The organism is Ensifer sp. KUDG1 (genome assembly GCF_050434285.1).
GTDB lineage: Bacteria > Pseudomonadota > Alphaproteobacteria > Rhizobiales > Rhizobiaceae > Ensifer.
In genome coordinates this window covers 116,080-133,449 of record NZ_JBNDIG010000010.1, presented here as the reverse complement: position 1 = coordinate 133,449, position 17,370 = coordinate 116,080, and the positions used below count along the sequence as shown (strand labels likewise).

19 protein-coding genes are annotated in these 17,370 nt (G+C 63.2%); 11 read left to right on the top strand and 8 right to left on the bottom strand.

All coding sequences use genetic code 11. The features are described from left to right. Positions 1-52: 52 nt before the first annotated feature. From M2267_RS23245 to M2267_RS23230, 4 genes are all read right to left on the bottom strand, one after another. Positions 53-1,399: a nitric-oxide reductase large subunit gene (locus M2267_RS23245; protein WP_043616924.1), complete on the bottom strand. Its 1,347-nt coding sequence runs from the start codon at positions 1,397-1,399 to the stop codon at positions 53-55. Positions 1,400-1,423: 24 nt separating this feature from the next. Beyond that, positions 1,424-1,876: a c-type cytochrome gene (locus tag M2267_RS23240; RefSeq protein WP_034790599.1), complete on the bottom strand. Its 453-nt coding sequence runs from the start codon at positions 1,874-1,876 to the stop codon at positions 1,424-1,426. A 158-nt stretch (positions 1,877-2,034) separates the two neighbouring features. Further along, a complete protein-coding gene (locus M2267_RS23235) occupies positions 2,035-2,313 on the bottom strand; it encodes a cytochrome C oxidase subunit IV family protein (RefSeq protein WP_429117500.1) in 279 nt (92 codons plus the stop codon). 5 nt (positions 2,314-2,318) lie between these two features. Next, positions 2,319-2,876 (bottom strand): cytochrome c oxidase subunit 3, encoded by a 558-nt coding sequence (locus M2267_RS23230; protein ID WP_429117498.1) that lies wholly within the window; start codon positions 2,874-2,876, stop codon positions 2,319-2,321. A 122-nt stretch (positions 2,877-2,998) separates the two neighbouring features. Between M2267_RS23230 and M2267_RS23225 the strand changes: the two genes are divergently transcribed. The 3 genes from M2267_RS23225 (at position 2,999) to M2267_RS23215 (ending at position 4,361) form a co-directional block, all read left to right on the top strand. Next, the gene (locus M2267_RS23225; protein WP_089044838.1) at positions 2,999-3,154 is read left to right on the top strand and encodes a hypothetical protein; all 156 of its coding nucleotides are present in this window, start codon (positions 2,999-3,001) and stop codon (positions 3,152-3,154) included. A 78-nt stretch (positions 3,155-3,232) separates the two neighbouring features. Next, the gene (locus tag M2267_RS23220; protein WP_429117495.1) at positions 3,233-3,661 is read left to right on the top strand and encodes a hemerythrin domain-containing protein; all 429 of its coding nucleotides are present in this window, start codon (positions 3,233-3,235) and stop codon (positions 3,659-3,661) included. A gap of 10 nt (positions 3,662-3,671) precedes the next feature. Beyond that, entirely contained in the window at positions 3,672-4,361 is a 690-nt protein-coding gene (locus M2267_RS23215) for an NnrU family protein (protein ID WP_429117493.1), read from the top strand. Between the two features lies 1 nt (position 4,362). On the opposite strand, the gene M2267_RS23210 is transcribed toward M2267_RS23215, so the two are convergent. Both M2267_RS23210 and M2267_RS23205 read right to left on the bottom strand, forming a co-directional pair. Then, entirely contained in the window at positions 4,363-4,953 is a 591-nt protein-coding gene (locus M2267_RS23210) for a UbiX family flavin prenyltransferase (RefSeq protein ID WP_429117491.1), read from the bottom strand. Further along, the gene (locus tag M2267_RS23205) at positions 4,950-6,461 is read right to left on the bottom strand and encodes a UbiD family decarboxylase (RefSeq protein ID WP_429117489.1); all 1,512 of its coding nucleotides are present in this window, start codon (positions 6,459-6,461) and stop codon (positions 4,950-4,952) included. The genes M2267_RS23210 and M2267_RS23205 overlap by 4 nt, the downstream gene beginning before the upstream one ends. A 115-nt stretch (positions 6,462-6,576) precedes the next feature. Here M2267_RS23205 and ubiT point away from each other — a divergent pair, with 115 nt between their 5' ends. The 3 genes from ubiT to ubiV are packed head-to-tail and all read left to right on the top strand — an operon-like array spanning position 6,577 to position 9,021. Beyond that, a complete protein-coding gene (ubiT, locus tag M2267_RS23200; RefSeq protein ID WP_429117487.1) occupies positions 6,577-7,095 on the top strand; it encodes a ubiquinone anaerobic biosynthesis accessory factor UbiT in 519 nt (172 codons plus the stop codon). Next, positions 7,086-8,063: a ubiquinone anaerobic biosynthesis protein UbiU gene (gene ubiU / locus M2267_RS23195; protein WP_429117486.1), complete on the top strand. Its 978-nt coding sequence runs from the start codon at positions 7,086-7,088 to the stop codon at positions 8,061-8,063. Before ubiT ends, ubiU begins: the two co-directional genes overlap by 10 nt. Before the next feature lie 13 nt (positions 8,064-8,076). Continuing rightward, positions 8,077-9,021 (top strand): ubiquinone anaerobic biosynthesis protein UbiV, encoded by a 945-nt coding sequence (gene ubiV / locus M2267_RS23190; protein WP_429117788.1) that lies wholly within the window; start codon positions 8,077-8,079, stop codon positions 9,019-9,021. A gap of 38 nt (positions 9,022-9,059) precedes the next feature. On the opposite strand, the gene M2267_RS23185 is transcribed toward ubiV, so the two are convergent. Together M2267_RS23185 and M2267_RS23180 are read right to left on the bottom strand one after the other, a co-directional pair. Further along, the gene (locus M2267_RS23185) at positions 9,060-9,671 is read right to left on the bottom strand and encodes an NUDIX domain-containing protein (protein WP_429117483.1); all 612 of its coding nucleotides are present in this window, start codon (positions 9,669-9,671) and stop codon (positions 9,060-9,062) included. Positions 9,672-9,858: 187 nt separating this feature from the next. Continuing rightward, positions 9,859-10,845, bottom strand: coding sequence for a cyclase family protein (locus M2267_RS23180; RefSeq protein WP_429117480.1), 987 nt, complete (start codon positions 10,843-10,845; stop codon positions 9,859-9,861). 116 nt (positions 10,846-10,961) lie between these two features. Between M2267_RS23180 and M2267_RS23175 the strand changes: the two genes are divergently transcribed. From M2267_RS23175 to M2267_RS23155, 5 genes are all read left to right on the top strand, one after another. Continuing rightward, on the top strand, positions 10,962-11,858 hold the full coding sequence (locus M2267_RS23175) for a LysR family transcriptional regulator (protein WP_429117477.1): 897 nt from the start codon (positions 10,962-10,964) through the stop codon (positions 11,856-11,858). A 242-nt stretch (positions 11,859-12,100) separates the two neighbouring features. Next, positions 12,101-13,303 carry an HlyD family secretion protein gene (locus M2267_RS23170; RefSeq protein WP_429117474.1) on the top strand — a complete coding sequence of 401 codons (1,203 nt, stop codon included), beginning with the start codon at positions 12,101-12,103 and terminating at the stop codon, positions 13,301-13,303. Between the two features lie 70 nt (positions 13,304-13,373). Beyond that, complete coding sequence (locus tag M2267_RS23165; protein WP_429117785.1) at positions 13,374-14,966, top strand: DHA2 family efflux MFS transporter permease subunit; 1,593 nt, start codon at positions 13,374-13,376, stop codon at positions 14,964-14,966. Positions 14,967-15,186: 220 nt separating this feature from the next. Beyond that, the gene (locus M2267_RS23160; RefSeq protein WP_429117471.1) at positions 15,187-16,728 is read left to right on the top strand and encodes a sensor histidine kinase; all 1,542 of its coding nucleotides are present in this window, start codon (positions 15,187-15,189) and stop codon (positions 16,726-16,728) included. Next, entirely contained in the window at positions 16,725-17,333 is a 609-nt protein-coding gene (locus M2267_RS23155) for a response regulator transcription factor (protein WP_429117468.1), read from the top strand. The genes M2267_RS23160 and M2267_RS23155 overlap by 4 nt, the downstream gene beginning before the upstream one ends. Positions 17,334-17,370: the final 37 nt, after the last annotated feature.

The following is a 17,370-nucleotide window of genomic DNA, read 5'->3' as shown; positions in this document are numbered from 1 at the left end:
GCTGGGAATTCTTGGGGAGATGCCGGCGCGGCGAACCGCGCCGGCTGATCGGTCATTCGGCGGGCTGGACGACGCCGGCGAGCTTCTCGCTGCGCTCGCGGCCGGGCATCAGAACCGCCCAGATGAACATCAGCGCCGAGATCAGGACGACGGCACCCGAGCCGAGGCGGATCCAGTAGAACAGCGCCAGCTGGTCCTGGACGTCCATGTAGCTTTCGCCGAGCACGCGCTGCAGATGCGCCTGGAGGACACCGGCGAATGTGAGCGCGAAGGTCATGACCGACATGGCGGTGCACATGATCCAGAAGCTCACCATCGACAGCCACTGGTTATAGGGCGCACGGCCGCGGATTTCCGGAATGGCGTAGGCCATGACCGCAAGGTTCAGCATCACATAGGCGCCGAAGAAGGCGAGGTGTCCGTGGGCCGCGGTCACCTGGGTGCCGTGGGTGTAGTAGTTCACCGAAGACAGCGTGTGCAGGAAGCCCCAGACGCCGGCACCGAAGAAGGCCATGACCGAGCAGCCGATCGACCAGAGGAGGGCTGCGCGGTTCGGATGCTTGCGGCCGGCCTTCCAGGTCATCACGAAGGTGAAGACCACCATGGTGAAGAAGGGTGCCACTTCCAGCGTCGAGAACAGCGAACCGATCCACTGCCAGTAACCCGGCGCGCCGATCCAGTAGTAGTGGTGGCCTGTGCCGAGGATACCGGAGAAGAGCGCCAGGCCGACGATGACATAGAGCCACTTTTCGACGACCTCACGGTCGATGCCGTTGAGCTTGATCATCAGGAAGGCGAGCACCGATGCCATGATCAGTTCCCAGACGCCTTCGACCCAGAGATGGACGACGTACCACCAGTACATCTTGTCGAGCGCCAGGTTGATCGGATTGTAGAAGGCGAAGAGGAAGAAGATCGCCACACCCCAGAGCCCAAAGATCAGGATGTTGGTGACGGTCGTCTTGCGGCCTTTCAGCACCGTCAGCGTGATATTGTAGAGGAACATCAGCGCGACGATGACGATGCCGACCTTGATCGCGAAGGGCTGCTCGAGGAACTCACGCCCCTCGTGGATGTGCATGAGGTAGCCGACGACGGCGATGGCCGCGGCGATCAGGAAGATCCAGAACTGCGCGATGGCGATCTTCGTGCTGTAGAGCTCGGTTTCCGCCTCTTCCGGCAGCAGATAGTAGGTCGCGCCCATGAAGCCCATGAGCAGCCAGACGATCAGCGCGTTGGTGTGGACCATGCGCACGATGTTGAAGGGCAGCAGCTCGGAGAGCGTGTTGGGCAGGACGTAGATGGTGCCGGCAAGCACGCCGAACAGCACCTGGGCGAGGAACAGGCCGAGCGCTCCGTAGAAGTAGAGCATCGCGACCTTTTGGGTTTGGTATTTCATGGTGTCACACTCCAATCGGTTCGCTTAGCCTGCCTCGTTCGGCGGCCAGTTCTGGGTCTTGATGCGGCTCGTCCATTCGAGGAAGTCGGCGAGGTCGTTGAGTTCCTGTTCGGTGAGATTGAACTGCGGCATCTGCCGCCGTCCCTCGATGCCGGTCGGCTGGGCAGCCATCCAGGCCTTAAGCGTATCTCGGGCGCCATCCGGATCGGCCTCGCCGCCGAAGCGCTTCCAGACATTGCCGAGCTCGGGCGCGAAATAGGCGCCCTCACCGAGCAACGTGTGGCAGTTGATACAGGAGTTCTTTTCCCAGACGTGTTTGCCGCGTGCGACCGCATCGGTCAGCGTCGTTTCATCCGTCGAGGTCGTGCGCATGTAGTAGTGGCTGTGGGCGGTCAGCCCGACAAAGATTGCGAAGAAAAAGAAGGACCCGCCGTAAAAGACGTTACGGGCCCCGGTTTTGGTGAGGCGTTCTGCCATCACGTGGTCCTTTCGATTTCAGTTGGCCGCTGAGAGTGCGGCCGGCTGATCTGATCCCCTCCCCGTGCGGCGCAGCCGGCAACAATCGGGGCGAACCCATGTCTAGGGAAATCGGCGGCGGCTTCTTTGCGTTTCGGCAAACAAGTCCGCGGGTCGCCTCAGCTGAAGAGAAGAGTGCTCAGGACCAGCTTCGCTGCAGCGACGAAGACCAGCGCTGCGGGCCAAATCAAAAGGCCAAGACGAAGGGCCGACGGCGCCTGCCGGAGCCCCATGAAATCGAGCGCGACGAATCGGCTTTTGACGATCGCGAGCCCGAGCAACACGACGATGACGAGGGTGGCCGGCCCGGCGATCGCCATCAGCGTCATGCCCGAAATCACGGCTCCGGCAAGCAGAAGCCAGGTGTTGAACAATTGTCTGGGATTGCGATCGGTCATGGCACTCACACGAGATAGACGAGCGGGAACATCACGATCCAGACCAGATCGATCACGTGCCAGAGCGTGGTGATCAGCGCGACATTGCCGGGTTTCGGTCGCCAGGCAACGATGACGAGCACAAAGGCACCGAAGACGACGTGCAGCAGATGGAAGCCGGTGACGAGAAAATAGAGCTCGAAGAAGGAGCCGAACCGAGGATCGCCGGCAACGCCAGCCTCGGCGCTATATTCGAAGAGCTTGATCGCCGCGAAGGCGAAGCCGAAGAATGCTGCAGTCATCAGCGCCCTCCGGCACTGCTCAAGCGATGCCCTCGGTCTCGTCGCCAAGGCCGCCTGCCAGCCGCTTGTCAGGAGAACGAGCGTGTTGATACCGGCAAGCAGCGGATCGAGATGCGAGCGGGCGGCGGCAAACGCGTCCGGCTGAAGAAGGCCCACGATCAGGAAACCGACAAGCAGAATGCCGAAGGCGGCAAGTTCGCTCCAGACGAGCACCCAGAGCAGCAAGGCGTCCGTCGTGTCCTCTTCCGCCGTTGCGGCAATCGGATGACTGCGGGCATCCATGTCAGCGCCTCCGTTGAAAAAACATCGTTCGAGCTAGGCGCGGGCGCTGACCCTGTCTTTGCGATTGAGCAAAGAAGCGGCCAAGGGGCGGGGCTATTGGCTGACGACAAAGGAGCCTTCCGATGACAGACGCACAGATCGGCCTTTCCGTCGCCACCCCCATCATCATCGTCTTCGCCCTCGTGCTCTATCGCATGGGCGTGCTTCAGCGCGGCGCGACGCTGTCGGCGATCCTCTCCTCCGTTGCGATCGCCATCGTTCTCTTTCTCGATCGCTGATCTGCAGACTTTGAGAAATGTCAAAGAGGATCATGGCCGTCGGGTGTAGTGCGAACCAACACGCAACGGAGCAGATCGATGCAGCAGCAATTTTCAGAACATCACGAGCTGGGGCAGGCTTACCGCGAGCTTTTATCCCTGTGTGATCGCCTCGAGACGCTCGCCGATTCCATCCCGCGCCGCATCAACCTGTCGAGCTGCCGCGCGATCCTGACGGAGCTGCCGGAAAAGCTCAGGCGCGTCCACGCGCTGGAGGAGATGATCCTGTTTCCAGCGGTCGAAATTCAGCGGACGGACGGCGGCCGCGACGCCTTGATCGCACGGCTGCGCGCCGAGCATGACCAGGACGATCGGGCAGCCGTCGAACTGGTGCGTGTGCTGAAGGCGGTTCTCGACAACAGGGCATCGCTCAGCTGGGATGCGATCGGCTACATGTTGCGGGGCTTCTTCGAAACGGTTCGCCGCCATGTGGCAACAGAGCGCCTGCTTCTCTGGCGCCATGCGTGAGACAACCGATATGACCTATTTTCTCCTCGCCTTCGCCGTCTTCCTGCTGCTCCATCTGGTGCCGGCCCGGCCGGCCCTGCGCCAAGGGCTGATTGACCGGCTCGGCCGCTCAACCTATTTCGCGGTCTATTCGCTTCTGTCCGTGTTGGCGCTTGGTTTCGTCTTTCACGCGGCGCTTCAGCTCGATTTCATCCCGCTCTGGGAGCCGGCGGCCTGGCAGGCCTGGGTGACCTTCGTTCTGGCACCACTCGGCATCTTTCTCGTGCTGGCCGGCCTCTTCAGCGAAAACGCGCTGTCGATCTCCATCTATCAGGGAAACGAACGGCCCGGCGCCATCGTGACGATCACCCGCCACCCGGTGCTCTGGGGCTTCCTGCTCTGGGCCGCCGGCCACATCGTGCCCAATGGCGACCTGCGCGGGCTGGTGCTTTTCGGCGGTTTCGCGCTGTTTTCCGTCGGTGGTTTCTTCATGCTTGAAAAGCGCGCCCGCCGACGTTTGGGCGAGAGCTGGCAAGCCGCCTCGAAGGGCACGTCAGTCTGGCCCTTTGCAGCGATCATCCGGGGCGAAACCGGTTTGCGCGCCGATCCCGTGATGATCATCGCCGCCTTTGCCACCATTGCGATTGCCGTGTGGCTGCTGCTCGGTGGTCACGAGGTCCTGTTCGGCGCCGATCCGCTGCTTCAGGCCACCGCCCTCTAGATCACGATGATTTTTGGTCTTCACCCTGCCAGGCCACAGCCTGCGGGGTGATCGGCAGTGCCAGCAGGTCGATTGCCCGGGCCGCCAGATGGTCGACGATGGCCTCGACGGTTTCAGGCCGATGATAGAAGGCCGGCACGGGCGGCATGACAATCGCCCCCATTTCGGTGACGGCGCACATGTTGCGCAAGTGACCGAGATGCAGCGGCGTCTCGCGTGCCATCAGCACCAGCCTGCGCCGCTCCTTCAGATGCACGTCGGCTGCGCGGACCACGAGATTATCGGCCATGCCGGCAGAGATCGCCGCAAGTGTGCGCATGGAGCACGGCGCCACGATCATGCCGGCCGTCGAAAACGAACCGCTCGCAATCGTTGCGCCGATATCGGCGTGGTCATGGGTCCGCGCGGCCAGACGCAGCAGGTATGGAAGAGCCTCTGTGCCGACCTCGTGTGCGAGCGTGCGGTGCGCCGCCGGCGATAGGACGAGATGCAGCTCGACGCTTTCGATTTCGCTGAGCCGCTCGGCGATGCGAACGGCAATCGCCGCACCCGAAGCTCCGGTGACACCAAGGACGATCTTCAACCGGTTCATCGCGTCAGCCCTCCAAGCCCGAGACCGGCCCAGATCGCATCGACCTGACCAATGACCTCGGGCGACATCTCCAGAACACGCCCCCATTCGCGGTCGGTCTCGGCGCCGATCTTGTTGGTGGCGTCGAGCCCGAGCTTGCCGCCGAGGCCGGAGCGCGGCGACGCGAAGTCGAGATAATCGATCGGTGTCCCCTCGATCACGGTCACGTCGCGGCTGGCATCGAAGCGGGTGGCAAGCGCCCACATAACGTCGGACCAGTTGCGCACGTCGATATCCGGATCGACGGCGATGATCAGCTTGGTGTAGCTGAACTGCGGCAGGACAGACCAAAGCCCCATCATCACGCGCTTGGCCTGCCCGGGATAACGCTTGTCGATCGAAACGACCATAGCCCTGTAGGAGCAGGCTTCAGGAGGCAGCCAGAGATCGGTTATCTCCGGAAACTGCTTGCGAACGAGCGGCACGAACAGCCTGTTCATCGCCTCTCCGAGCCGCGAAGGCTCGTCCGGCGGCCGGCCGGTATAGGTGGAAAGATAGAGCGGATTCCGACGCATGGTGATCGCCGACAGACGCATGACCGGGAATGGCTCCACCGAATTATAATAGCCGGTATGGTCGCCATAGGGCCCCTCCTCCGCGGTTTCGCTCGCCGAGACCGTGCCCTCCAGCACGATCTCCGCATTGGCCGGCACCGAAAGCGGCACAGTCTTCGCCTTCACGAGTTGCGTCCTGCCGCGCCGAAGCAGCCCTGAGAAATTCAGTTCGCTCAAGCCATCGGGCAGCGGCATGACCGCAGAAAGGATCGTCGCCGGATCGGCACCGATGACGACCGCGATCGGCATGTCCTGACCCAGGCGCTGCCAAAGACGATGGTGGCGGGCGCCGCCGCGGTGTACGAGCCAGCGCACGATGGCGCGATCAGGCCCCAGCACCTGCATGCGATAGATCCCGACATTGACATCAAGCGGATCATCCGGCGCGCGGGTGATCACCAGCGGCCAGGTAATCAGCGGCGCCGGCTCGCCCGGCCAGCACCATTGAACCGGCAGGCGCCCAAGGTCGATTTCCCGATCGCGCCAGACGATGTCCTGACAGAGTGCGCGCGTTACCTTTCGTGGCCGCATATACATCGCCGATCGGAGCAGAGGCAGCCGATCCCAGGCGTCGCGCAGCGACTGCGGCGCTCTCGGATCGCGTAAGTCCGCAAGTTCACCCGCAAGCGCATCGAGCCCGCCCGGCGCCAAACCGAAACCACGCTCGATCCGGCGTTCCGACCCGAAGAGATTGGTCAGAAGCGGGATCGGCTGTGCGGCGCCCGTCGCATCGACCGGCCGCTCGAAGAAAAGCGCCGGCCCGTCGGCGGCAAGCACGCGGCGGTGGATTTCGGTCACCTCATGCACCAGTGAAACCGGCCGCGAAATCCGTTTCAGATCGCCTTCGCGCTCGAGCGTATCGACAAAATCCTGAAGCGTTGCGAAGCCCTTGGACGGGCGAAAGGTCCTGTTCATGGCGCCTGTTTGTGGCGGCGAATGGCGCTTGTCTTTGACGTGGCGCAAACAGCCGACGGCAGCGGGCGACTAGCATGCGGCGCATCGTCCGATTCCGACGCTCCACAGGTAGCAAATGACACTTCCGCTCGCGATCACCGCCCCCCTAAGCTTCGTTCCCATCATCGCCATCGAAAGCATGGTGCAGCGCGCCTTTGCCCGCGTGATCGAGAGCCATCCGGGCCTCTTCGACCGTCTCGCGGATCATGCGGCCAAGCGCTATGCCTTCCAGCCGTCGGACCTGCCGATCGGCTTCCTTGTCGAACCGGCCGTGCCGCGCATCTCCGTGCATCGCAAGGAGCGAGCGCCGGTTTCTGATGCCTGCATGGAGGGCGAACTCGTGCTGCTTCTGGCGCTGCTCGAGGGCCGCATCGACGGCGACGCCGTGTTCTTCTCGCGCGATCTTGCCGTCAGCGGCGACATGGAGGCAATGCTGGCGCTGCGCAACGCGCTCGACGACTGCGAGATCGACCTTCCAAGCGATCTCGCCGACATGGCCGGGCCGCTGGCGCCGCTCGTGCGCCGCGCGGGAGAACAGATCCGCGAGCGCGCGCTTGGCCGTGTTCTCAAGGAGGAGGCCCCCCAATGGAACTGATCTGCCCCGCCGGCACGCCGGCCGCCTTCCGCGAAGCCGTCGATGCCGGCGCCGACGCGGTCTATTGCGGCTTTCGCGACGAGACGAACGCCCGCAATTTTCCGGGCCTGAACTTCTCCCGCGACGAACTTCGGATGGCCATCGCCTATGCCAAACGGCGCAGGGTGATGACCTTCGTTGCGATCAACACCTTCATGCGCGCAGGCCAAGAGACGCTCTGGCATCAGGCGGTGGATGATGCCGCAGCACTTGGCGCCGATGCCGTCATCCTCGCCGATTTTGGCCTGATGGCCTACACGGTCGAACGCCATCCGCAGCAGCGGCTGCATGTTTCCGTCCAGGCCTCGGCCTCGAACGCCGACGCCGTGCGCTTCCTCGTCGAGACCTTCGCCGCGAAACGCGTTGTTCTGCCACGCACGCTGACGATCGCCGACATTGCCCGCCTTGCCAAGCAGATCGATTGCGAGATCGAGGTCTTTGCCTTCGGCGGCCTCTGCGTCATGGCCGAGGGGCGCTGTTCGCTCTCTTCCTACGCTACCGGCAAGTCGCCCAACATGAACGGTGTCTGTTCGCCCGCGAGCCATGTGCGCTATCGCCAGGACGGACGCGAGTTGGTGTCCGAGCTCGGCGACTACACCATCAACCGCTTCCCGGCGGGCGAAGCGGCCGGCTATCCGACGCTCTGCAAGGGCCGTTTCGACATTGCCGAGGAGCGCGGCTACGCCTTCGAGGATCCGGTTTCGCTCGACGTCATGGACCATATCGATGCGCTGCGCGCAGCCGGGGTCAGCGCGCTGAAGATCGAGGGCCGGCAGCGCGGCAAGGCCTATGTCGCCGAGGTCGTGTCGGTCATGCGGCGGGCCCTGACCGCCGGCGCCGCAGAACGCCCTGCCCTGGTGTCGCGGCTGAAGGCGCTCAGCGAAGGCCAGAAGACGACAACGGGCGCCTACGAAAAGCGCTGGAGGTAATCGGCCCATGACCATATCGACGAACCCATCCAAACCCGTCTTGAGCCTCGGCCCGGTCTACTATCTCTGGGATGGCCCCAAATGGCGCGACTTCTATTTCCGCATCGCCGACGAGGCACCGATCGCCCACGTGACGATCGGTGAGGCCGTCTGCTCGAAGCGGCTGCATTTCATCGAACCCTATGTCGGCGAGGTCATCGAACGGCTGGAGGAAGCCGGCAAGCAGGTAAGTCTCGCCTCGCTCGCGCTGGTGACGCTGGAACGCGAAAGCCAGTTGGTGCGCGGGCTGGTGCGTGACAGCGCCCATCCGATCGAGGCCAATGATCTATCCGCGCTGCACCTGCTTGCCGGCAGGCCGCATTCGATCGGGCCGCTGGTCAACGTCTATAACGGCGCGACCGCCCGGCTCCTGTCTTCGAGGGGCGCAATCAGCATCTGTCTGCCGCCGGAACTTCCAATGACGTCGGTGCGCGGCATCATTGCCGAGAACCCCACGGTGAATTTCGAGGTCTTCGCCTTCGGCCGCGTGCCGCTGGCGATTTCGGCGCGCTGCGCCCATGCCCGCTCCAAGGGGCTGATCAAGGACAATTGTCAGTTCATCTGTGGCGAAGACCCGGATGGCCTGACCGTCGAGACCCTCGACAGCCAGCCCTTCCTGGCGCTGAACGGCGTCCAGACAATGTCACACACCTGCCAGTCGCTGATGCAGGAACTGCCGGAGCTTGCCGCCGCCGGCGTTTTCCGCATTCGGCTGTCGCCGCAGGATTGCGACATGGCAGCCGTGGCACATATCTTCGCCGATGTTATCTCCGGGCGGCGCTCACCGCCTGAGGCACAGGCGGATCTCGCCGACGTCTATCCGAACAGACCGTTTTCAAATGGTTTCCACCACGGCCAAACAGGAGCGGCCTGGATCCCCGTAGACGCTGGAGCGGCAGCACGCTCGTCGGTCGCCTAACAATGTTCGGACCGCCGGCACGGGCGATTTCCGTCGCTTCAGCCTGCCACTGCACCAATCGACGTTGAGCCGGGGAACAGGTTCAAGGCGGCATATTGCAACAGCATGATCGTCTTGCCGTCGCGGATGGCGCCAGAGCTGATCATCGCAAGCGCTTGATCGATGCCGATTTCAAGGACGGCGATATCCTCTCCTTCGTCTTCATTGCCGCCACCTTGCGACGTGCGGTCGCCGGGCTGATACTCGCCGACGAAGAAATGCAGGCGCTCCGTAACCGATCCGGGGCTCATGAAGGCGTCGAAAACCTGTCGTACGTCGCGCACGCGAAAGCCCGTTTCCTCCTCCGTTTCCGCGCGGATGCGCGCTTCCGGTTCGGCATTGTCGAGAAGTCCCGCCGGCGCTTCGACGAGCAGATCGTCCTGGCCGTTGACGAAGGCCGGATAGCGAAACTGCCGGGTCAGGATCACGGTGCGGCGGACCGGATCGTAGAGCAGGATCGTCGCGCCGTTGCCGCGATCGTAGGTCTCCCGTGACTGCCGCTGCCAGCTCCCGTCGCCACGCAGAAAGGAAAGGGTGGTCTTCTTCAGGACGTACCAGTCATCCGAGAGAATGGTGACGTCTTCCACTTGAATCCGGTGTGCAATGCTCATCCTGCCCTCCATGATAAGGCTATCGTTCGGTCGGGCAATTTCGTGCATTTTCGTGCAATGTCAAGATTTATCATGCATCGACGTCGCCGTGCGACAGGTACTTCGGCGGCGCTTGTTTCAGAAACGATTGCCGCGGTCTCAATCCCGCGGCAATCGCGTCAGCCGATTATGACCTAACGGCATCCGCCTATCGCAACGGGAATGCGACCGGCCGGATCGGGGCTGCATCCGCGCCGCGGAACTTCAGCGACGCGCCGACAAAGGCGAACTCGTAGATCCGGTCCTTGGACAGCTGTTCGAGATTGATGAGTTCGATGATCGGGGCGCCTTGCTGTGCAAGCAGGTAGGTGTGAACGGGAATGTAGTTGTTTTCGGTTTCGGCCGGGAAGGCTTCGAAGCTCAAATTATCGGCACCCACCACCATCGCGCCGCCTTCCTCGACGAGGAACTTTGCCGCGTCGATGCCGAGTCCCGGAGGGTTGCTCATATAGGCGGATTTGTTTTCGTAGTTCTGCATCCGCCCCGTGCGGATCAAGGCGACATCGCCCTCCGCCAGCGTCACGCCCTGACTTTTCAGTGCCTCTTCGAGATCCTTGCGGGTGATCCGGTAGTTGTCGGGAAGCATCTGCATGCCCTTGGCGGCCGCAACGTCGATCATCACGCCGCGCGCGACGATCGGCGGCAGTTTTTCGGCACCGGTGACGGTCCAGCCCTGGTCCCCGAGGTGGTCGGCGGCGGCATAGCCATTCCAGATCTTGCCGTTCAGGCCGAAGTGATTGAGCGCGTCGATGTGCGTGCCCATATGCGCATACATCGAAACCGCCGAGCCACTGTAGCTGACATGCGTGTTCATCTCCTTGCCGACCTTCATCGGATCGGAGACCAGGGTGCCATTCGGCGTGTGCGTCATCCACATCTGATAGGGCGGGTCGCCAGCTGCCTCCCAGCTGGGCATGCCGATGAAATACTCGACCGCGAGGTCGTAGGACTTGCTTCCTTCGATCCGCGACAGAATGGCAGCCCGGGATTCCGGGGTAATCAGGTTGAGTCGACCGATCTCGTCCTTCGGCCCCCATGGGCTCTTGCCGACCTCCTGCGCGAAGGCCGTGCCGCCGAAAAGGCCGGCAACGAGAGACGCAACCAAGAGACGCTCCAGGGCTGTAGTGTTGAACATGATGAACTCCTTCTTCTGGTCTTCCCGCGACATCAGGAAGCTGGGTTCACCTTATTTCTGGCGCTAGAGAGAATAATCAGCGATGGATGGAAAACATAATTCACTCTGGAGAAAAAATGGACCTGTTGGCTGCCATGCGTTCGTTCCGACGCGTCATAGAGCTTCAGAGCTTCAACAAGGCGGCCGAAGAACTCGGACAGTCGAACGCCTCGATCAGCAAGCAGATCCGGCAACTGGAAGAGCGCCTGGGGACGGTGCTCATCGTGCGCACGACCCGGCGGATGAGCCTGTCGGAAAACGGGCGCGCCTACTTTTCCGAATGCTGCCGGCTCCTGGACGAGCTCGACCATCTGGAGCGCACCACGTCCGGCGAAGCCGGCGAAATCAACGGCCGGCTGCGGCTCAATGCGCCGCTGTCCTTCGGCCTGACGGTGCTTGCGCCCATGCTCGCGCGCTTCATGGCGCTGCATCCGCAGCTGAAAGTGGACATGACGCTCGACGACCACGTGCTCGACGTCGTTTCGGAAGGCTTCGACGTTTCCATCCGGGTGCGCGCGACGCTGACGGATTCGTCGCTGATCGCCCGGCGGCTCGGCGACATCGGCCAAGTTATCTGTGCCGCCCCGTCGTATCTCGCGGACAACGGCACGCCCGCAACCGTTGGCGACCTCAATGGCCACCATTGCCTCACCTATCGCCTGGCTGACCAACCCGGCAGCTGGCGGCTGGAAGGGCCCGACGGCGTCGTCATGATCGACCTGCCCGCGCGTTTCGTCGCCGACAACAGCCTGGTGCTCAGCGAAATGATCCAGGCCGGCATCGGCATTGGCGTGTTGCCCTCCTTCATCGCGAAGCCCTTGCTCGCCGAGGGCAAGCTCTGCCAGCTCCTGCCCGGCCACAGGCTCGCCGAGCGCGGCATCTACGTGGTCTATCCCACCAATCGGCTGTTGCTGCCCAAGGTGAAGGTCTTCACCGAGTTTCTTGCGAGCGAGATGCGACAGGCCGGGCTTTAGGGGCCCGGCCTGTCGTTGCCTCGGAAACTCGGTCGCGCAGCATGTGCGCCCAGCAGGCACCCTCGATCCCGAACGCCTCATAATCATGTTACCTGGGTGACAGCCCAGCTTATGGAACATCCAAACTTTCCAAATTCGTTTGACAGTAAATGGCGGCGCGAATATTTTGGAAAGCATAGAGTTTCGCTATTTGGCCAGCCGTTCAATTCGACGCGCGCCACACCGGTGAAAGGAACCGGAAAATGAGCCAGCAGTCTTTCAGCATCGAAAATGCCCAGCCCGTGGAAACGATGGAGGCCGTGCCCGGCATGGAGGCACAGCGGACGCTCACAGCCAACCCGACCGCGGCAGCCACAAACGCCGCGGGAACCCGTAAGCGCTGGCTTCGCAATCTGCTTTTCGCCTCCGTCGCCATCGCCGCAGTTGCCGGCGGGGTCGATTTCGGTTGGGCCTACTGGACGACGGGTCGCTTCGAAGTGGCGACAGACGACGCCTATGTGAAGGCCGACAGCACGACGATTGCCCCGAAGGTCTCGGGCCATGTCGCTGAGGTCCTGGTCACCGACAACCAGCAGGTCAAGGCCGGACAGGTTCTCGCCCGCATCGACGACCGCGACTTCAGGGTCAGCCTCGAACAGGCCAAGGCCGGGGTCGAAGCCGCGGAGGCCAACATCGCAAACAAGCAGTCGGCGCTCGTCGCTCAGCAATCCGTGATCGAGTCGGCCAAGGCGACGGTCGAGGCCGACAAGGCCGATCAGACATTCGCCGAGCAGGACGACAGGCGCTATTCGGAGCTCGCAAGGCAAGGGTTCGGCACATTGCAGAACGCGCAACAGGCGGCCTCACGCATTGCCGCCGCACGGGCTGCGGTGACGCGCGACACGGCAGCGCTCGCAAGCGCGGTCAAGCAGCTCGACGTGATCAAGGCCGAGGTCGCGCAGGCAATGGCCGCGCTCGACAGCGCGAAGGCGGCCGAGCACCAGGCCGAGCTCAATCTTTCCTACACCGCGCTCGCAGCGCCCATCGACGGCGTGATCGGCAACCGCACCTTGCGTGTCGGCCAATACGTGCAGGCCGGGACGCAGCTGATGGCGATCGTGCCGACGCACGCGGCCTATATCGTTGCCAACTACAAGGAAACGCAGCTTGCCGATGTCGTTCCTGGCCAGACCGTGGCGATAGAGGTGGACACGTTTCCGGGCCAGGTGTTCGAGGGCCACGTCGACAGCATCTCGCCGGCAAGCGGCCAGGAATTTGCGCTGCTGCCGCCGGACAACGCGACCGGCAACTTCACCAAGGTGGTGCAGCGCATCCCCGTCAAGATCGTGCTCGACCGCAACAGTCCGCTCGACGTGGTGCTGCGGCCCGGCATGTCCGTCTACCCGACGATCGACACTCGGACCGTAGGAACGACGGTGGCCTCCGTGCCGGCAAGCCTAAACTGAAGGACGCTCAGGCGCCGTTCCCAGCCTCAAGCGCTGGCAGGAGGATGCAATGTCCACCACTACGATGCCCATGGTTTCGCCCAGCGTGCGGGAACCCGCAGCGATGTCACCCGACAAGGCAAGCACGACGGCCTGGATTTCCGTGCTTGCCGGCCTGATCGGCGCCTTCATGGCGATCCTCAATATCCAGATCACCAACGCCTCCTTGCTCGATATCGAAGGCGGCATCGGGACCGGCGTCGACAACGGCGCCTGGATATCCACCTCCTATCTCATCGGCGAAATCGTCGTGATCCCGCTCACGGACTATTTGAGCCGCGTCTTCTCGTTCCGGCGCTACATTTTGGCAAACGCGATCCTGTTTCCGCTGTTTTCGGCAGCCTGTGCCTTTGCCCATGATCTTGGCTCGATGATCGCGCTGCGCGGTCTGCAGGGTTTTGCCGGCGGCGTGCTCATTCCAATGGCCTTCACCATGGTGCTGACCCGGCTCCCCAAGGCGCAGCAGCCGCTCGGGCTGGCGCTTTTTGCGCTCTCGGTCACCTTCGCCCCGGCGATTGGCCCGACGATCGGCGGTTACCTCACTGAAAATTACGGCTGGCAGTCGATCTTCTTCGTCAACACCCCACCGAGCCTGGTGATGGTGGTTGCGCTCTATTTCACCCTCGAGAAAAAGCCGATGCAATTGTCTCTGCTCAAGCAGGGCGATTGGGCGGGGATCGCCACCATGGCCATCGGCCTTTCGGCACTGCAGACGGTTCTGGAGGAAGGCAACAAGGACGACTGGTTTCAGTCGCCGTTCATCGTCAAGCTCGCTTTGACGGCGGCCGCGTTCCTGATCGCCTTCATCGTTATCGAACTCAAGGTCGAAAAGCCGCTCGTACAGCTGCGCCTGCTCAAGCAGCGCAATTTCTGGGTCGGCGTTCTCGTCAACGTACTCGTCGGCGTCGCCTTGTTCGGTACGGTCTACATCCTGCCGCAGTATCTCGGCCAGGTGCAGCGCTACAATGCCGAGCAGATCGGCCTCGTGCTTGCCTGGACCGGACTGCCGCAGCTTCTCATCATCCCGTTCGTACCGGCGCTGATGAAGCGCTTCGACGCACGCTACATCGGCTTCGTCGGGATCAGCATCTTCGCGGCTAGCTGTTTCATGAACACGACGCTGTCGCTCGACAGCGCCGGCGACCAGTTCTTCATTCCGAATATCGTGCGCGCCATCGGGCAGGCGCTGGTGCTGACGCCGATCACGGTGATCACCACGGCCCGTATCGCTCCAAGCGACGCGGCCGCCGCCTCTGGCCTGTCGAACATGCTGCGCAATCTCGGCGGCGCCATTGGCACGGCAACGCTGGCGACGGTGCTGACCAAGCGTGAGCAGTTCCACTCGAACATCATCGGCCAGTCCGTGACCGTCTACCGCGACGAAGTCCGCGACCGCATCGGCGATCTGACCCGGCACTTCATGACGCACGGCGTCACCGACGCCGCAGTCGCGCAGCAAAAAGCGATCGCCGCGATCTCCGCCACGGTTCGCCGGCAGGCGCTTATCCTGGGGTTCAGTGATACTTTCGCGGTGATCGGGATCGTGCTGGCGCTCGCAGCCGTCGCATTGCTCTTCACCCGCAAGATCCAACTCGGCGGCGCCGGTGCAGGTGGAGCACACTAAGTCGAAGGCGGAGAAAGAGGGACGTCAGCCGGACGATCAACCGGAACAGCGAGGCCGTGCAGACCCTCAGGGCGAAACTTGTGGTCGCGCGAGAGATGGGCTGAAGCGACTGGCTGGATTTTCTGTTGTTGCGGTCGTATTTTCTCGGCCGATGCCGTGCTCAGCCGGACAACAAAAGAGCAGGCTGCGCAAGCAAGCCTGCAAATGACAAGAATGATCGATGCTACCGAACAGTCGTCCGTTGCTTGACCGGGCCTTTTACCTTGTTGCTCTCTGTTGTCTTATCCTGCTGGTCGGGGCAGCAGCCCTTGGCACCCGCGAGCGGCAGGCGCTGGTTGCCGAACTGGAGCGGGAAAGCACCGTGCTCCATGGCCTGGCCTCCCAGCGCGCCGACCAGCACGACGCCCACCTGACGGCGCTTTCGGCCGTGGCGGTTGCGTCAGAGGGGCGCAGGCACGACCTCTTCCTCGATGTCGCCCGCACCATCACCCGCTTCTACCCGCGCATCGACGAAGTCCAGCTCGTCTCGCTCGATCCGGCAACAGAGACCATCGGGACCGGTCCGCTCGACGCAGCGACGGCCGAGCGCATTCGCGCTGCGGCCAAGGCTTCCAACGGCCGGATTGCTCTTCTTCCCCATCCGCAGCGCCCCGATCATTACATGATGGTCAAGCGCAGCCCCAACACGAACGAGGCGCGCTACGGGCTGATGCTTGCGATTGACGCCGGCAAGCTGATCGGCGATGGCGGGCCGTTCTGGTCCCGGCCGAGCACCGCCGTCCGGCTTTCACTGCCCGACGGCCACAGCCTGCTTCAGCCGGCGGCACTCCCCGATGCCATCCGCTTTTCCAGGCCGCTCAGCAGCGCGTCGCAACCGCTCGTACTCGAAACCGGCATGGAGATCGGCCTCTCCGATATGTTTCCGCCGGTCCAGACGGGTCTGACCCTCGTTGCCCTCACGCTGGCCTATCTCGCCGGATTGGCCGCCTTGCGCCAACGGGCAAGGACCCGCATGGCGGAACAGCAGGCGCGGCTGAGCGCGCTCGATTCACGGCTCAGCCACGCCTCGCGCGTCAACGCGCTTGGAGAGATGGCAAGCGGCATGGCCCACGAACTGACCCAGCCCCTGACCGCGATCCTCGCCCAGGCGCAGGCCGGGCGCCGCCTGCTCAACCAGGGAAACCACGCAGCCCTTGCCTCTGTGCTCGACGATACCGTCAGCCAGGCGCGCCGGGCCTCCGGCATTCTGGAGCGGTTCCGCAACTGGTCGCAGCCGCACGCGACGCCGGTGACGACGTTTGACCTGCGCCGGGCGCTTGGCAATGTCGAGGCGCTGCTGGAGCAGGACGCCCGGTCGCGGCAGATCCAACTTGAATTCCGCTTTCCGGAAGCGCCCGTAATCGTTACTGGCGATCCCGTTGAAATCGAGCAGGTCGCCTTCAATCTGGTGCGCAACGCAATGGAAGCGCTCGACGGCCACGCGAGCGAAACGCCCCGCGTCGTCGTGACCTTGACGCAGGAAGGCACCGGGGTGGTTTTCGATGTCGTGGACAACGGTCCGGGCATTCCCGAAGCGCTGCGCCCGCGCCTGTTCACCCCTTTCATGACGACGCGGGCGGGCGGCACGGGGCTTGGCCTCGCCCTCAGCCAGCGCCTGGTGGAACGCGCCGGCGGCGAGATCTCGTTGGTGACCGGCGACGAGGGTGCAACCTTCCGGGTGACACTGCCCAAAGCGCGGGCGCGACAGGAAGAAACACAATGACCGTTCCCGTCTATCTCGTCGACGACGACGATGCGGTCCGCCGCGCGCTGAGCCTGCTGCTCTCGACGGTCGGCATCAAGGTCATCCCCTTCGGCGATCCGCAGGCCTTCCTCGGGCAATTGTCGCGCCTCGAGCCGGGTTGCCTGATCCTCGACATCCGCATGCCAGCGATCTCCGGACTGAAGCTGCAGGAAAAGCTCCGTGAAAGTGGCGTCGACTGGCCGACGATCGTCATTTCCGGCCATGGCGATATCGAGGCCTGCCGGCGCGCCTTCCGCAGCGGTGCCATCGACTTTCTCTCCAAGCCCATCGACGAGCAGGATCTGATCGACGCGATCCACAAGGGGCAGGAAATGCTGGTGCGCACCCTGCAGGCGCGGGCGGAAAAGGCGGAGACGCTTGCCCTCCTGGCGGCACTCACGCAGCGCGAGCGCGAGGTTCTCGACCGCATTGCGGCAGGTTTCACCACGCGCCAGATCGCCGAGGGGCTCGGCCTGTCGCCGCGAACAGTGGAAAGCCATCGCGCCGCGATCGGCGCCAAGCTCGGCAGCACCTCGCAGGCGGAGATGACCCGCATCTGGCTCGAAGGGAAGCAAACTCCGTAGAACTACGGATGGTGACGGAAGAGCTACGAATACCGAC

Excerpts from the sequence above, each read along its gene's own strand:
- M2267_RS23245 (WP_043616924.1), bottom strand. The coding sequence starts at position 1,399 with ATGAAATACCAAACCCAAAAGGTCGCGATGCTCTACTTCTACGGAGCG.
- M2267_RS23240 (WP_034790599.1), bottom strand. The coding sequence starts at position 1,876 with ATGGCAGAACGCCTCACCAAAACCGGGGCCCGTAACGTCTTTTACGGC.
- M2267_RS23235 (WP_429117500.1), bottom strand. The coding sequence starts at position 2,313 with ATGACCGATCGCAATCCCAGACAATTGTTCAACACCTGGCTTCTGCTT.
- M2267_RS23230 (WP_429117498.1), bottom strand. The coding sequence starts at position 2,876 with ATGGATGCCCGCAGTCATCCGATTGCCGCAACGGCGGAAGAGGACACG.
- M2267_RS23225 (WP_089044838.1), top strand. The coding sequence starts at position 2,999 with ATGACAGACGCACAGATCGGCCTTTCCGTCGCCACCCCCATCATCATC.
- M2267_RS23220 (WP_429117495.1), top strand. The coding sequence starts at position 3,233 with ATGCAGCAGCAATTTTCAGAACATCACGAGCTGGGGCAGGCTTACCGC.
- M2267_RS23215 (WP_429117493.1), top strand. The coding sequence starts at position 3,672 with ATGACCTATTTTCTCCTCGCCTTCGCCGTCTTCCTGCTGCTCCATCTG.
- M2267_RS23210 (WP_429117491.1), bottom strand. The coding sequence starts at position 4,953 with ATGAACCGGTTGAAGATCGTCCTTGGTGTCACCGGAGCTTCGGGTGCG.
- M2267_RS23205 (WP_429117489.1), bottom strand. The coding sequence starts at position 6,461 with ATGAACAGGACCTTTCGCCCGTCCAAGGGCTTCGCAACGCTTCAGGAT.
- ubiT (WP_429117487.1), top strand. The coding sequence starts at position 6,577 with ATGACACTTCCGCTCGCGATCACCGCCCCCCTAAGCTTCGTTCCCATC.
- ubiU (WP_429117486.1), top strand. The coding sequence starts at position 7,086 with ATGGAACTGATCTGCCCCGCCGGCACGCCGGCCGCCTTCCGCGAAGCC.
- M2267_RS23185 (WP_429117483.1), bottom strand. The coding sequence starts at position 9,671 with ATGAGCATTGCACACCGGATTCAAGTGGAAGACGTCACCATTCTCTCG.
- M2267_RS23180 (WP_429117480.1), bottom strand. The coding sequence starts at position 10,845 with ATGTTCAACACTACAGCCCTGGAGCGTCTCTTGGTTGCGTCTCTCGTT.
- M2267_RS23175 (WP_429117477.1), top strand. The coding sequence starts at position 10,962 with ATGGACCTGTTGGCTGCCATGCGTTCGTTCCGACGCGTCATAGAGCTT.
- M2267_RS23170 (WP_429117474.1), top strand. The coding sequence starts at position 12,101 with ATGAGCCAGCAGTCTTTCAGCATCGAAAATGCCCAGCCCGTGGAAACG.
- M2267_RS23165 (WP_429117785.1), top strand. The coding sequence starts at position 13,374 with ATGGTTTCGCCCAGCGTGCGGGAACCCGCAGCGATGTCACCCGACAAG.
- M2267_RS23160 (WP_429117471.1), top strand. The coding sequence starts at position 15,187 with ATGCTACCGAACAGTCGTCCGTTGCTTGACCGGGCCTTTTACCTTGTT.
- M2267_RS23155 (WP_429117468.1), top strand. The coding sequence starts at position 16,725 with ATGACCGTTCCCGTCTATCTCGTCGACGACGACGATGCGGTCCGCCGC.